The sequence below is a fragment of the Bartonella propinqua genome (assembly GCF_047263965.1).
Lineage (GTDB): Bacteria > Pseudomonadota > Alphaproteobacteria > Rhizobiales > Rhizobiaceae > Bartonella.
This window is the reverse complement of the sequence record NZ_JBLEBK010000004.1, coordinates 105,444-119,956: the sequence shown is the minus strand read 5'-3', so window position 1 is coordinate 119,956 and position 14,513 is coordinate 105,444. Positions and strand designations below refer to the sequence as shown.

Genomic DNA, 14,513 nt, shown 5'->3' with positions numbered 1-14,513 from the left:
TTACATCTATCTACTTTGCATCACAGTTTTTTCCTTCCGATGGCGATGTTGTTACCGAACTTTTAAAGTCTTCCGCTGTCTTTTTTATCGGTTTCCTCATGCGTCCAATCGGCGGTTGGCTTTTCGGGTTTATTGCTGATCGTTATGGACGGAAACGTTCAATGCTTATTTCTATTTTTATGATGTGCGGTGGATCCTTTCTGATTGCCATACTCCCCACCTATGAAGCTATTGGAAGCACTGCAGCAGTTTTGCTTCTTTTACTCCGTATGATGCAAGGACTTTCGGTTGGTGGCGAATATGGTACAACAGCAACTTATATGAGTGAAGTTGCTCTTAAAAATCGTCGTGGTTTTTTTAGTTCTTTCCAATATGCTACCATCATTGGTGGTCAGCTTCTAGCCAGTCTTGTTATCTTTACTCTAGCGCTTTATTTGACAGAAGATCAATTAAGATCATGGGGTTGGCGTATTCCTTTCGCAATTGGTGGATTGGGAGCAATTGTTGCAATTTATCTACGCCGTTCGCTGCATGAAACAACCACCAAAGAAAGTCGTTCTAAACAAAAAACTGGACTTCTTAAAGAGCTTCTATGCAATCACGGAAAAACTTTCTTTTTGGTTATGTGCTTTACAGCCGGAGGATCGCTCACATTTTATACATACACCACTTATATGCAAAAATATCTGATTACAACAACTGGATTTGATAAGCATACTGCCACGACTATGATGACTGCTGCACTCTTCATTTTCGTATTACTCCAACCCATATTTGGTTCTTTAGCTGATAAAATTGGAATAAAAACTTCAATGCTTATTTGGGGAGCCTTATGTATCATCTGTACGATCCCTGCACTTAAAGTCATTGGTAACACTGATGATACATGGATTGCGCTGCTGATCATCATTGGAATGCTTTGTGTTATGAGTTTTTATACATCCGTTTCTGGTATCGTAAAGGCAGAGCTGTTTCCAGCTTCAATACGAGCAACAGCAATTGGACTAGCTCATGCTATTGCCAATGCACTATTTGGCGGTTCTACTGAAGCTGTAGCACTTCAGTTTAAAAAAATGGGATATGAATCTATCTTTCATCTCTACATAGTCGGTATGATGATTATTGCGTTTATCGCAATTGCTTTGATGCCCAATGTTCAAAAAATGGGCTATCTTCAAAACGATGATACTCATTAGTTTCTTTCTATATGAATATGCAATAAAAAAGCTCAGTGAATTGAGCTTTTTTATTGCTCTATTTATATAAAATTCAATATTTACAAACTTCCGTACCTTCACTCCTCTAATCTTTGTAAGAGTGATATTCTTTCCTGAAATATGCGTTATGACAAAGAAGTAAATACTTTTATAAGTACGTTATCTTCTGCTTTCACTGAATTTAGCGAATGTCAAAAACTACTCGATTTATTTGAATAAAAATTGCTCTTTTATAAAAATTAGATAAAAATAAAAATTAATAGTGCTTTGAACTATCAGTGTACACTACAATTGTGGTATTTATAAACATAGTGAGTTTTTATCTCACAACAATGGATTTATTACAAATAAACATTAATTAAATATTGTATTTTTTGTGATACATACAAAAGCATCATATTAGCACAATAGATAACATTATTTTTTGCAACAACTGCAATTAAATAAGCTAAAAACTTCGTACTATCTAAAAATCTTAATGTACGAATCAATTTCATAGTTAGTAACAAAAACAACAGATTTTTTAACCGTAGCCGAAAGAGAGCAGATCAATACAACCTTCAAAAAACTGATTCAAAATGCCATTAAAAACCGTAAATAGGATAAAGGTTCCATTTTTCATCAGCCTCTTTATCCCAAATTGATACATATCACTTTTAAGAAACCACAACACCTCATAAATTAATCAAGATAAGTTTTGGATAAATATAGTGATTGATCCCTGTTAATTACAGAAAATGGAAGCTGCAAAATTCACAAAAATATAATATAAAACTCTCTTCTCAAGCATCTTCATAAGAAGTCATTAATAGCTTGATTAAATTTTTGACGCACAAAATAAAATACTGTAAACAGCCACAGGGGAAACGCATATGAACATAAAAAGGGATAAACCTTATGGAGAATGAAACAGCTTTAGCACCAAATGATACAAGAAAACGTGTTTTGTCCATCGTATCTAGCGCATCAGGCAATCTGGTAGAGTGGTATGATTTTTATGTCTATTCTTTTACATCTATCTACTTTGCATCACAGTTTTTTCCTTCCGATGGCGATGTTGTTACCGAACTTTTAAAGTCTTCCGCTGTCTTTTTTATCGGTTTCCTCATGCGTCCAATCGGCGGTTGGCTTTTCGGACTTATTGCTGATCGTTATGGACGGAAGCGTTCAATGCTTATTTCTATTTTTATGATGTGCGGTGGATCCTTTCTGATTGCCATACTCCCCACCTATGAGGCTATTGGAAGCACTGCAGCAGTTTTGCTTCTTTTACTCCGCATGGTACAAGGACTTTCAGTTGGTGGCGAATATGGTACAACAGCAACTTATATGAGTGAAGTTGCTCTTAAAAATCGCCGTGGTTTCTTTAGCTCTTTCCAATATGCTACGCTTATTGGTGGTCAGCTTCTAGCCAGTCTTGTTATGTTCGTTCTAGCGCTTTATTTGACAGAAGATCAATTAAAGTTATGGGGTTGGCGTATTCCTTTCGCAATTGGTGGATTGGGAGCAATTGTTGCAATTTATCTACGCCGTTCGCTGCATGAAACAACCACCAAAGAAAGCCGTTCTAAACAACAAGCTGGCAGCCTTAGAGGACTCTTACGCAATCATGGAAAAGCTTTCTTTCTGGTTATGTGCTTTACAGCTGGAGGATCGCTCACATTTTATACATACACCACTTATATGCAAAAATATCTGATTACAACAACTGGATTTGATAAGCATACTGCCACGACTATAATGACTATTGCACTCTTTGTTTTCATGCTCATCCAACCGATATTTGGTTTTTTGGCTGATAAAATTGGAACAAAAATTTCACTGCTTATCTGGAGTACCTTATCTATCATTTGTACAATTCCAGCACTTAAAATCATTGGTAGCACTGATAATAAATTGGTTGCGTTGCTGATCCTTGTTGGAATGTTTTGTATTATGAGTTTTTACACATCCGTTTCTGGTATCGTAAAAGCAGAAATGTTTCCTTCTTCAGTGCGAGCAATGGGAGTTGGCTTATCTTATGCTATTGCCAATGCACTATTTGGTGGCTCTGCTGAATCTGTAGCACTTCAATTTAAAAAAATGGGATATGATGTATTTCACTTTTATATAGCTGGTATGATGATTATTGCATTCATCGCAATCGTCTTGATGCCAGATGCTCGAAAGAAAGGATATTTGCAAGGAGATGATATTCATTAAATCTTCTATATGAATATGTAAGTAAAAAAGCCCAATGAATTGGGCTTTTTTTGTAATTATTGCGTAAAAATCTCGTTTTAATATCATTTACAATTTATCGAGTGCATTTAACTTTTTAGCAACCAAATAGTAAAAAGTCATACGACTTTTTCTCCGATTGTCAGACATCATATCTGCAACTTCTGAAACGACTGTTTTAGCGTTCTGCTGATTAGCACCTAATATATCTTGAACCCATTTTTCAACGCGCTCTAATTCTTTTGGATCTGATGTAGCAACTAACGATGCATCCTGCTTTCTCATTACTAAAGCTAAACGATGATGAAGCCGTTTTATTGCAGCTTCATCGGGATTTGGGTCGTATAATTTAATATCTGCTAGATCATCTTTCATTCTGTAATTCTCCTCCCAAAAATTAACGGCTGTATTTTACAGCCGCATCATATAGATTAATAAATAACTAGAGGATTTAAAATATTAACAACCCCCCCCTTTCCCAAAGACGGTTCTTCATCTATATTTAAAGAGCTGGCTTGCCAGCTATGGTAATAAATGAACAATGAAATAAACTCATTGGACCCGGGGGCGGTACCCGGCGCCTCCACCAAAATATAACAAGTAAAGTTATATTTTGGTGGGGGCGAAATAGGATCGACAAGAGCGTAAAGATTGCTTTTTTACTCGGCATAGTACCACCGTTATCGGACTAAATAAGTAGTTGCAAATGACAACAACTATGCGGGAGCACGTCTCGCTGCTTAATGCAGTGCGAATGCTTCAAATTAAGTCTTAAATCATCGCAGGTTTAAGCGGGGTTCGGAGGCACCTGGCAACAGAAGCCTTCATTTTGTAAGTATTGTGAATTGATCTTTCAGACATTATTTGCCATAAATTTTTTTCTCGATTAATTTAGGTGCATCGTAGATAAAATATTGTTAGTTTAAAGAAACATTTTATTGCACGATATCGTTCACCCTTAGCTATTGTATGAAATAAAAGGAATAAACTTCGATGGTTCAAGATCAAATCCGTTACGATGTTCTTGTTCAGGATGCGCTCCGTGGAGTTATCCGTAAGGTTTTATTAGAAGTTGCCACAGCAGGTCTTCCAGGAAATCACCATTTTTTTATTACTTTTTTGACAACTGCACCAGGAATAAAAATTTCTAATCGGCTTAAAAGCCGCTATCCTGAGCAAATGACAATCGTATTACAACATCAATTTCGGGATTTAAGCGTATCAGACACTGCTTTCGAAGTAACACTCTCTTTTAAAGAAATTTCTGAAAAATTGGTGATTCCTTTTTCTTCTATCCAAGTATTTTATGATCCTGTAGCAGCATTTGAAGCAGCATTTGACCTACCTTCAAATCTTACCTCTAAAGAAAGTAAAGGTTTAGAAAATAGCACACCTGTAATGTTATCGGACAAACAAAAAAAAGAAAAAAACATATTTACAAAAGAACAAATTTCTAAAACAAATAAAAAACCCTCAAACAATGACGTCAAACAAAGTGCTGACGTTGTTTCCTTGGATTCTTTTCGAAAAAAATAAATAAATTTTCTCATGACTGAACCGATTAACCTTCGCCATTTTCGCAAACAAAAAAAACGTGCAAAACAAGCCATTCATGCAGAGGAGAATCGTTATCGTTTTGGACGAACAAAAGCGGAAAAATTTTTAGAGAAAAAAGAAACTCTAAAAACTCAAAAATTTCTTGAACAGAATCGTTTATGTCGCGATGAATAAGAGTAGAAAAGATACAGATGAACGATTTTATCGATTGGTCAGAAGTAATTTCACAGAAAATATCCGTTCGAATTAATGGACATTCAACGAGCATATCTTTAGAAAAACCATTTTTGGATATTTTGAAAGCCATAGCGCGCAAAGAGGGGCAATCTTTAACTTCTATTATCACGAATATTGACAAAAAAAGACCACAACAAGTGAATCTTTCAGCTTCATTACGTATTTATGTACTCCAAAGCATTCTCGCCCAACGTCTTTAATATTTACTTTTATCTTTTCTTCTTTTGTGACCTCTATAATGCCTATTCAACCAAAGGTGCTGTAGCTTTCTTGAGAAAAAAAATTTTTAGACCTAGCGCTTAAATCAAAAAAATACTACACAATAAGGTATAATGAACAATTTTCTCGATCACATACCATTTTTTGAAGATGAGCCCCTTTCTCGTAAGCACGATAATAATTCTGGATTACCTGATCATGCTACACGAGTAAAAGAAAAAAACCTGTGTGATGCGGACTATTTAAAAAAACTTAATCCTGAACAACGGCAAGCTGTCATGAATACAGAAGGGGCTCTCTTAGTGCTTGCGGGTGCTGGTACTGGAAAAACGCGTGTTTTGACTACCCGCATTTCTCACATTTTACGCTCTGGACTTGCCTTCCCTAAACAAATACTAGCTGTAACTTTCACCAACAAAGCAGCGCGCGAAATGAAAATGCGTATTGGTGAACTTATTGGTGGAACTGTTGAAGGCATGCCTTGGCTTGGAACTTTTCACTCCACTGGCGCAAAGATTTTGCGCCGCCACGCAGAACTTGTCAACTTAAAAAGAAACTTTACAATCCTTGACAGCGATGATGTTGTTCGCCTTTTAAAACAACTTATTCAAGCTGAAGGATTAGATGATAAGCGTTGGCCAGCACGTCGCTTTGCAATAATGATTGATTCTTGGAAAAATCAAGGACTTTCACCAGAACACATTTCAGAAAGTGATGCCCATTCCTTTGGCAATGGCATGGGACGAAAACTTTACCGCAGCTATCAAGATCGATTAAAAAATCTTAACGCTTGTGATTTCGGCGATTTGCTGCTGCATTCCATCTCTATCTTCCAAAGTAATCCAGATATTCTTCGCGAATATCATTCCAAGTTCCGCTATATTTTAGTAGACGAATATCAAGATACAAATACAGCACAATATCTTTGGCTTCGCCTTTTGGCGCAACGACCCAAAGATCAGGTCGTTAACCTTTGTTGTGTCGGGGATGATGATCAATCCATTTACGGATGGCGCGGTGCTCAAATTGATAATATATTACGTTTTGAAAAAGATTTTCCTCTCGCAAAAATTATTCGTTTAGAACGCAATTATCGCTCAACATCACATATTCTCAAAACCGCTTCTCATCTCATTTCTCATAATCAAGGAAGGCTTGGAAAAGAACTATTTTCTGACCAAATAAATACTGAAGAAGAAAAAGTAAAAATTCATTCCGCATGGGATTCAAAAGAAGAAGCGCGCGCAATTGGGGAAAAAATTGAACAAGCGCAACAAGCTGGTCATTCATTAAATCATATAGCTATATTGGTGCGTGCATCATTCCAGATGCGTGAATTTGAAGATCGCTTCGTAACACTTGGTCTCAACTACCGCGTTATTGGTGGTCCACGCTTTTATGAGCGGATGGAAATACGTGATGCCATGGCTTATTTACGCGTTGTTGTCCAACCAGCAGACGATTTAGCCTTTGAACGCATTATCAACACACCAAAACGCGGTTTAGGAGATGCGACCTTACGCTACCTTTATGAAAGTGCACGTGCACGTGCTATTCCTCTCTTATATGCTGCTGCTGAAATAATTGAAACCGATGAGTTAAAACCCAAAGCACGCAGTGCTTTGCGAAACATTGTTGAAAGTTTTCGCCGCTGGCAAAATATGCTGCAATGCACACCTCATAGAGAGCTTTCTGAAATAATCCTCGATGAATCAGGCTATACAGCTATGTGGCTAGAAGATCGTTCTCCAGAAGCGCCAACACGATTAGAAAATCTTAAAGAAATGATCCGTTCCATGGAACAATTTGAAAGCCTTCACAGCTTTTTAGAACATGTTGCACTGGTTATGGATTCTGAAAGTAATGAAAATATGGATGCGGTCAACATTATGACTCTCCATTCAGCCAAGGGACTTGAATTTGAAACAGTTTTTCTTCCTGGTTGGGAAGAAGGACTCTTTCCCCATCAGCGCTCATTAGATGAAGGCGGACGCTCAGGATTAGAAGAAGAACGACGATTAGCGTATGTAGGGCTGACAAGGGCAAAAAAACATTTGCATATATGGTTTGTATCAAATCGAAGAGTTCATGGACTTTGGCAGTCTACACTTCCCTCCCGTTTTCTGAATGAATTACCGCAAGAACATATAGAAGTAGTAGAAATGGAAACATCTTATGGCGGTTATGGGAAACAACGCTTTAAGCATCAGAATCCCTTTTATAATGATTATTCCACACCAAAGTGGAAGCACTCACAAAAAAACATTGAAGGGGAAATCATCGCCCAATCAATATCTGATGTACCCTCCAATTTTTCAATCAATGATCGAATTTTTCACATAAAATTTGGCTATGGTTATATCTCAGCAATAGATGGTCATAAATTAACTATTATGTTTGATAAAGCTGGAGAAAAGCGTGTGCTCGACAATTTTGTAAGTAAAGCTTAAGCTCAAACAGAGTGAAACCACCTTTCCAAACAGAAAGTTATTTTATCATTTTACTTTGAATGCTATTTCCATTTGCGAATAAAAGTCTCGATCGACAAATTTTGCATATCAGGTAATGCGTTGTAAATCTTATCCAGCGACCAATTCCACCAAGCCATATCTAAAAGTGTTTGGATCACATCATCTGAAAAGCGCATCCGTAACCGCTTTGCAGGAACACCAGCGACAATCGCATAAGATGTAACATCTTTTGTTATAACAGCGTTGGCACCAATGACAGCGCCATGCCCAATTGTCACCCCCGGCATAATAACTGCACCATGTCCAATCCATACATCATGTCCAACGGTAACACGTTTTGCACAACGTCTTTCACGAAAAGAGCTATCTAGCGCCATATAGCGAAAATATTCGTTAGGGCGATATGTTATTTTATGCGTTGAAACCCGTTCTATAGGGTGCTCTAACGCATTTACACGTACATGAGACGCAATAGAACAAAAACGCCCAATATCGCTATAAATAGCCTCACTGTTTCGTTCAAAATAAGAAAAATCCCCAATGGTTACATCACGCAAAACCACCCGCTCACTAATTGCCACATAGCGTCCCAATTTACAACCATGTAATCGTGCCGTCGTATTGATACAAGGTTCACTCTCATGGAATCGAAGATCTTTCTGAGTATTCATCCATCTTCCACCAATTGTTTTTCCATAAATACGATAAGTAGATAATATGAGAAAACATACCGACTATGTGAACAAAATCAATCATAAAAGAGAGATTGCAAAATTAACCTGCCAATGTTATAGTTTTCAGGCATTTTAAGAGGATAAAATTATGAAAAATGTAATACGCATTTTGGGGCTAACAGTTATATTTCTTGCTGGAGTTTTCATTTATGATGCGTTTAAAAATAAGCCTTTAGGGGATAATTTTATACTCACTGATTCCAATGGAGAAACTGTTACTGAAGCTGATATTCGAAGCAAGCCTTCAGTGGTTTTCTTTGGGTTCACTATGTGTCCTGAAATCTGCCCTACTACACTGAGCAATCTTGATCGATGGCTTACAACAATTGGATCAGAAGCCGATAAATTGGGATTATGGTTTGTTACTGTTGATCCTGAACGTGATACGCCAGAAGTACTCCATGATTATCTGAGTAATTTTACCAGTAAAATTATTGGTATCACTGGGGATCCTGAAAAAGTTCGTAAAATGGTGGATTCTTTCAACGTTGTTGCTGAAAAAGTTCCTGGAACAAATGGGAATTACACCTATAACCACACAGCAGCCATTTTTTTACTAAAAAAAGGTGGAAAATTAGCTGGCATTATTCCTTATGATATTCAAGAGAACAACAATGAGTTAAAAGACGACATTGCTATTGAACGGCTTAAAAAACTCGTCTCAAACTAAATTGAAAAACTGCTTTCAGAGAAAAAATAGCATGTCGCAGCAAGTTCGTCTGTATTATACCGCTTTCAAAAGCGAAGCAGAGCGGTTTTACACTCTCATGGAAGCAGCTTTTGACGAAGAGGGATGTCCCCTTGCTCTTGCAGAGATAGATGAAAAAAATGCTGTGTATGAACTCTCGCTTTATGTAGACAACGAAAACCAAAAGAATATTTTGGAGCGTTTTGCACACATTCTTTCTACAGATCCTGATAAAATTAGTATGGAGATTTTACCCGATATTGATTGGGTTCAACAAAGCTTGGAAGGTTTAACGCCTGTGCGTGCAGGTCCTTTTTTTCTTCATGGAAGTCATAATCGAAACGACATTCCATCTAATGTTTTGCCTATTGAAATCGAAGCTAATCAAGCCTTTGGTACAGGACATCATGGAACGACAGCCGGTTGTTTAGAAATGATTGCCAAAGTGATGCAAAATGAAAATCCACAAAATGCCCTTGATCTTGGCACTGGTAGCGGTATACTCGCCATTGGCATTGCAATGCTTAAGCCTATTGCTGTACTTGCATCTGACATTGATCCAATTGCGATTCAAGTGGCACAACACAATATCCAACTCAATGGCGTAAAAAAATATATCACAGCTATTACAGCGACAAATTTTAATCATGACCAAATTGTATCGCGCTCACCCTTTGATCTCATTGTTGCTAACATTCTTGCAAATCCTCTCATTGAACTTGCACAAGAAATGGCACAGATACTCCAAAAAGGCGGATCGCTCATATTATCTGGAATTCTTGAAGAGCAACATGCTCATGTTTTGGAAACTTATGTAAAACAGGGTTTAAGGCATATTGAAACATACCACCGTCAAGGATGGGTCACTATACATCTAAAATGAAAGAAAGACGTTGCTATGTATCAATCTTTTGAAGCAACAACAAATCCAGCCTATGCTGAAGAGCGTATTTCCTCTCTTCGTAAAGAACTTGATCGCCTCGGACTAGATGGCTTTCTTGTCCCGCGTGCAGATGAACATCAAGGAGAATATGTTCCCCCACATGCTCAACGTCTTAGCTGGCTAACTGGTTTTACTGGATCATCTGGTATCGCATTAATTTTAAAAAACAAAGCCATCATATTCACAGATGGACGTTATAAACTCCAAGTTCGCCAACAAACCGATCCTCATATTTTTGATTATGAAGATCTCGTAACTTGCCCACTATCACGGTGGTTTGAAGAAAATAAGCAAAAGCTTTCTATTGGCTTTGATCCATGGCTTCACACCATTGCTGCCACAGATATATTGAGAAAAGCATTAGAATGTAAAGCAGGTGGAAAGCTTGTAGCGATTCACCCCAACCCCATTGATCTTATCTGGCATGAGCAACCAAAATTACCGCAATCTGCCTTATCAATTCATCCTCTTCAATATGCAGGCTGCAATACCGACGAAAAGTTAGCATTAATTCGCAAAAATATACAACAAGCCAATGCAAATGCTTTTATTTTTACAGACCCTTCTTCTATTGCATGGACATTCAATATACGTGGCAATGATGTTTCTAATACACCTTTTGCCCTTTGTTTTGCTCTCATTCCAATCAAAGAAGTACCTGCCTTATTCATTGATAGTAAGAAGCTTGGTGAAGAACAGAAACAATATCTGGAAAATTATGCAAAATTGTATGAACCAGAACAACTCATTACAAAAATCAAAGATTATGTTCAAAAAAGAACAGTTTTTGCCTTAGATCCCCGGCTAACATGCGAAAAATTACGTGCTATTATTGAAGAAGAAGGCGGCTCTTTTACTACGCTTACCGATCCCGCAGCTCTACCACGTGCCATTAAAAATACCACAGAACTAAACGGAGCACGCAAAGCGCATTTGCGCGATGGCGTAGCGCTTACCCGTTTTTTTGCTTGGTTAGATAAACAAGCACTAGGTACACTGAATGAAATTTCTGCTGCTCAAAAATTAGAAGAGCTTCGCATAATGACAGCAAAAGAAATGGGAGAAAAACTTGCAGATTTGTCCTTTGATACAATCTCAGCAGCAGGTGCAAATGGTGCAATTGTTCATTATCGTGTAACTACCCAAACAAATAAACAAATGAATGCTGGTGAACTTTATCTTGTTGATTCAGGCGGACAATATCGCGATGGCACCACAGATGTCACGCGCACAGTAGCAATTGGGAATGTTGGAGAAGAAGAAAAACACTGTTTTACTCTTGTCCTCAAAGGTATGATTGCTCTTTCAACTGCACGATTTCCAAAAGGCACACGCGGACAAGACATTGATGTCCTTGCACGTATCGCATTGTGGAAAGCTGGTTTTGATTATGCTCATGGCACTGGTCATGGAGTTGGGTCTTATCTTTCTGTTCATGAAGGACCACAAAATCTCTCACGTCACGGCAATCAAGAACTCATCCCTGGAATGATTATTTCTAATGAGCCTGGATATTATCGTGAAGGCGCTTTTGGCATCCGTATTGAAAATTTGATGGTCGTACAATCAGCACAAAAAATTAACGGTGGTGATATAGAAATGCTATCGTTTGAAACCCTCACAAATTGCCCCATTGATCGACGGTTAATCCTGCCAGAGCTTTTAACACTCCAAGAAAAGCAATGGCTTAATGATTACCATGCCCATGTTTATCACATTAATGCACCTTACTTAAATGAAGAAGACAAGAAATGGGCAAGAGAAGCTACACTACCCCTTTAAATGAATCAGCATACAACTTTACTCTTTTTACAAAACATCACTCCCCTTTCTCTTTTTAAGAGAAAGATGCGTATTTACCCTCAAAGGATATAGGAAATGATTTCTTGAGCTGTACCTAAAATATTTAAAAATTAATGCTTTTTATAAAAATAAGGCTGATTATACGAATTTAAGGAGAAGAAAAATTATAAATATTCATCACTATAGCATATGAGAAAAAATTTATACCTCACATAAGATGAACAATAGTGTTAATGTATTTTATCGTTTTTTAAGAAAAAATTAAACATAATGTCCCTCAATCAATTGCAACCAAGTCTCTTCATCCATAACCTCAACACCCAATTCTTGTGCTTTGGTCAATTTTGATCCCGCTCCAAGTCCTGCAACAAGAAGATCAGTTTTTTTAGAAATAGAGCTGGATGTTTTAGCACCTAATCGCTCTGCCAATGCTTTTGCTTCATCGCGTGACATCCGCTCTAAAGTGCCTGTAAAAACAATTATCTTTCCTGCTACTGGTGAATAAGATATCGTGAGAGGTTTTTCCTGAAGAAGCACTACTTCTCTAAGCAAAGCAGACAAAACCTTGCGGTTATGTGCTTCTTGATAAAAATCAATAATTGCTCTCCCTACATGTGATCCAATTCCCTCGATATCAGTAAGTTCTCTCCAAGCCTCATTGCCTTGTTCACCGACCTTGTCGCACGGCATAATGGCTGCCATTGCAGCAGTTTCAAAAGCTGTATAATTTTGATAAAATCGTGCAAGACGTCGTGCATTAACCTCTCCAACATGGCGAATCCCTAATGCAAATAAAAAACGACTTAAAGAAGTTTTTCGGCGAGCATTAATAGCATCATAGAGTTTACGAACTGAAACAGTACCAAAGCCTTCCATATTTTCTAAACGGGTCAGAGATTTTTCTTGACGTTGTTGTAAAGTAAAAATATCGGCTGGTGTATGAATACAAAGCGTCTCATCTTGAACATGAAAGAAAAACTCTACCTGCTTTTTACCAAGCCCCTCAATATCAAAAGCATTGCGTGAAACAAAATGGCGAATACGCTCAATTGCTTGTGCTGGACAAATCAGTCCACCTGTGCATCGACGCACAGCTTCTCCTACTTCACGAACAGCATGGCTCCCACAAGCTGGACACAGATGAGGAAAAATAAAAGCAGAAGCATCCTTTGGACGATTTTCAGCAACAATATCAACAATTTGAGGGATCACGTCACCAGCACGCTGCACAACCACTGTATCCCCAACACGGATATCACGCCCTTCACGAATTGGTTCACCTTTATGACCAACACCTTTAATATAATCCTCATTATGCAAACTTGCATTGGTAATCACCACACCACCAACAGTAATGGGTGCAAGACGCGCAACAGGAGTTAATGCTCCAGTCCGCCCTACTTGAATATCAATGCCCTCCAAAAGCGTCATAGCTTTTTCTGCTGGAAATTTATGCGCTATTGCCCAACGTGGCGAACGAGATACAAACCCCAAACGCGTTTGTAGCATCAAATCATTCACCTTATAGACAATCCCATCAATATCATAACTTAAACAATGACGGCGTTCTTCGATATCATGATAATATGAAATAATCTCTTCTATTGTCTTAAAAACTTTTGTTAATGGATTGATAACAAAGCCATATTTTTTTAGCTTGTTCATCATATCCATTTGATTTTCTGCAAACATTTCGCTCACCTCACCACAAGCATAAGCAAAAAAATGAAGCTTTCTGCTAGCGGTTATCCGTGAATCAAGCTGGCGTAAAGAACCTGCTGCTGCATTTCTAGGATTAGCAAAAGCTAATTTGCTTTTTTCCTGCTGAAGCATATTAAGTGCTTGAAAATCTTCCCTTTTTATATAAACTTCTCCGCGAACCTCAATGATATCAGGAAATTCGCCCTGCAAGACCTTTGGAATATCAGAAATTGTTCGTGCATTTGCAGTCACATTTTCACCTACATATCCATCACCACGCGTTGTAGCATGCACAAGTCTTCCTTTTTCATAGCGCAAAGACAACGATAAACCATCAATTTTTGGCTCAGCAGTTATTTCCAAAACTTGCGTTTCTGGGAGTCGTAAAAAACGACGAATTCGTTCAATAAATTCACTGACGTCTTCAGAATTAAACGCATTATCAAGTGAAAGCATCGGCTGTGCATGAACAGATTTTTCAAATTTTTCAGAAATTGGTGCTCCAATTTTATATGAAGGAGAATCTGAGCGAATTAACTCAGGAAATAGAGCTTCGATTTCTGCATTACGACAACGAAGAGCATCATATTCTGCATCAGAAATTTCAGGCTGATCGTTACTATGATAAAGCACATCATGACGCGCAATTTCTTTTGCTAACCATTCTAATTCATTTTCTGCTTCAAGAGCAGTCAAGTTTTCAATTGCATTCTTTTTCATAAA

General features: G+C 37.8%; 12 protein-coding genes, 1 other RNA gene and 1 pseudogene. 10 read left to right on the top strand and 4 right to left on the bottom strand.

Going from position 1 to position 14,513, the window contains the following annotated elements:
• Positions 1–1,196 (top strand): MFS transporter (locus tag ACMFKV_RS04480; protein WP_413154602.1); only part of this gene is annotated, 1,196 nt, incomplete at its 5' end.
• Between the two features lie 608 nt (positions 1,197–1,804).
• Here the strand turns inward: ACMFKV_RS04480 and ACMFKV_RS04475 are convergent.
• A pseudogene (locus tag ACMFKV_RS04475) lies at positions 1,805–1,902 on the bottom strand (thymidylate synthase); the annotation flags it as partial.
• 212 nt (positions 1,903–2,114) lie between these two features.
• Between ACMFKV_RS04475 and ACMFKV_RS04470 the strand changes: the two are divergent.
• Positions 2,115–3,419, top strand: coding sequence for an MFS family transporter (locus tag ACMFKV_RS04470; RefSeq protein WP_336288266.1), 1,305 nt, complete (start codon positions 2,115–2,117; stop codon positions 3,417–3,419).
• Between the two features lie 87 nt (positions 3,420–3,506).
• Here the strand turns inward: ACMFKV_RS04470 and ACMFKV_RS04465 are convergent, their stop codons facing one another.
• Positions 3,507–3,812 carry a DUF2853 family protein gene (locus ACMFKV_RS04465; RefSeq protein WP_413154601.1) on the bottom strand — a complete coding sequence of 102 codons (306 nt, stop codon included), beginning with the start codon at positions 3,810–3,812 and terminating at the stop codon, positions 3,507–3,509.
• Positions 3,813–3,907: 95 nt separating this feature from the next.
• Between ACMFKV_RS04465 and ssrA the strand changes: the two genes are divergently transcribed.
• The 5 genes from ssrA to ACMFKV_RS04440 all read left to right on the top strand — a co-directional run bounded on the left by ssrA (position 3,908) and on the right by ACMFKV_RS04440 (position 7,900).
• Positions 3,908–4,266, top strand: a transfer-messenger RNA (tmRNA) gene (ssrA, locus tag ACMFKV_RS04460).
• Positions 4,267–4,430: 164 nt separating this feature from the next.
• Positions 4,431–4,973 (top strand): SspB family protein, encoded by a 543-nt coding sequence (locus tag ACMFKV_RS04455; RefSeq protein ID WP_336288264.1) that lies wholly within the window; start codon positions 4,431–4,433, stop codon positions 4,971–4,973.
• A 12-nt stretch (positions 4,974–4,985) separates the two neighbouring features.
• Positions 4,986–5,168, top strand: coding sequence for a DUF4169 family protein (locus tag ACMFKV_RS04450; RefSeq protein ID WP_336288263.1), 183 nt, complete (start codon positions 4,986–4,988; stop codon positions 5,166–5,168).
• Between the two features lie 17 nt (positions 5,169–5,185).
• Positions 5,186–5,431 (top strand): ribbon-helix-helix domain-containing protein, encoded by a 246-nt coding sequence (locus ACMFKV_RS04445; protein ID WP_413154600.1) that lies wholly within the window; start codon positions 5,186–5,188, stop codon positions 5,429–5,431.
• A gap of 132 nt (positions 5,432–5,563) precedes the next feature.
• The gene (locus ACMFKV_RS04440; RefSeq protein WP_336288262.1) at positions 5,564–7,900 is read left to right on the top strand and encodes an ATP-dependent helicase; all 2,337 of its coding nucleotides are present in this window, start codon (positions 5,564–5,566) and stop codon (positions 7,898–7,900) included.
• Between the two features lie 62 nt (positions 7,901–7,962).
• Here ACMFKV_RS04440 and ACMFKV_RS04435 read toward each other — a convergent pair whose 3' ends face one another.
• Entirely contained in the window at positions 7,963–8,592 is a 630-nt protein-coding gene (locus ACMFKV_RS04435; protein ID WP_413154599.1) for a DapH/DapD/GlmU-related protein, read from the bottom strand.
• Positions 8,593–8,743: 151 nt separating this feature from the next.
• On the opposite strand from ACMFKV_RS04435, the gene ACMFKV_RS04430 reads away from it, so the two are divergent.
• From ACMFKV_RS04430 to ACMFKV_RS04420, 3 genes are read left to right on the top strand one after another with little or no spacing between them, the layout of a single operon-like run.
• Positions 8,744–9,325 (top strand): SCO family protein, encoded by a 582-nt coding sequence (locus ACMFKV_RS04430; protein WP_336288260.1) that lies wholly within the window; start codon positions 8,744–8,746, stop codon positions 9,323–9,325.
• 31 nt (positions 9,326–9,356) lie between these two features.
• Entirely contained in the window at positions 9,357–10,226 is an 870-nt protein-coding gene (locus ACMFKV_RS04425; RefSeq protein WP_413154598.1) for a 50S ribosomal protein L11 methyltransferase, read from the top strand.
• A 15-nt stretch (positions 10,227–10,241) separates the two neighbouring features.
• Positions 10,242–12,068: an aminopeptidase P family protein gene (locus ACMFKV_RS04420; protein ID WP_413154597.1), complete on the top strand. Its 1,827-nt coding sequence runs from the start codon at positions 10,242–10,244 to the stop codon at positions 12,066–12,068.
• Positions 12,069–12,350: 282 nt separating this feature from the next.
• Here the strand turns inward: ACMFKV_RS04420 and ligA are convergent, their stop codons facing one another.
• The gene (gene ligA, locus ACMFKV_RS04415) at positions 12,351–14,510 is read right to left on the bottom strand and encodes an NAD-dependent DNA ligase LigA (RefSeq protein ID WP_413154596.1); all 2,160 of its coding nucleotides are present in this window, start codon (positions 14,508–14,510) and stop codon (positions 12,351–12,353) included.
• Positions 14,511–14,513 lie beyond the last annotated feature (3 nt).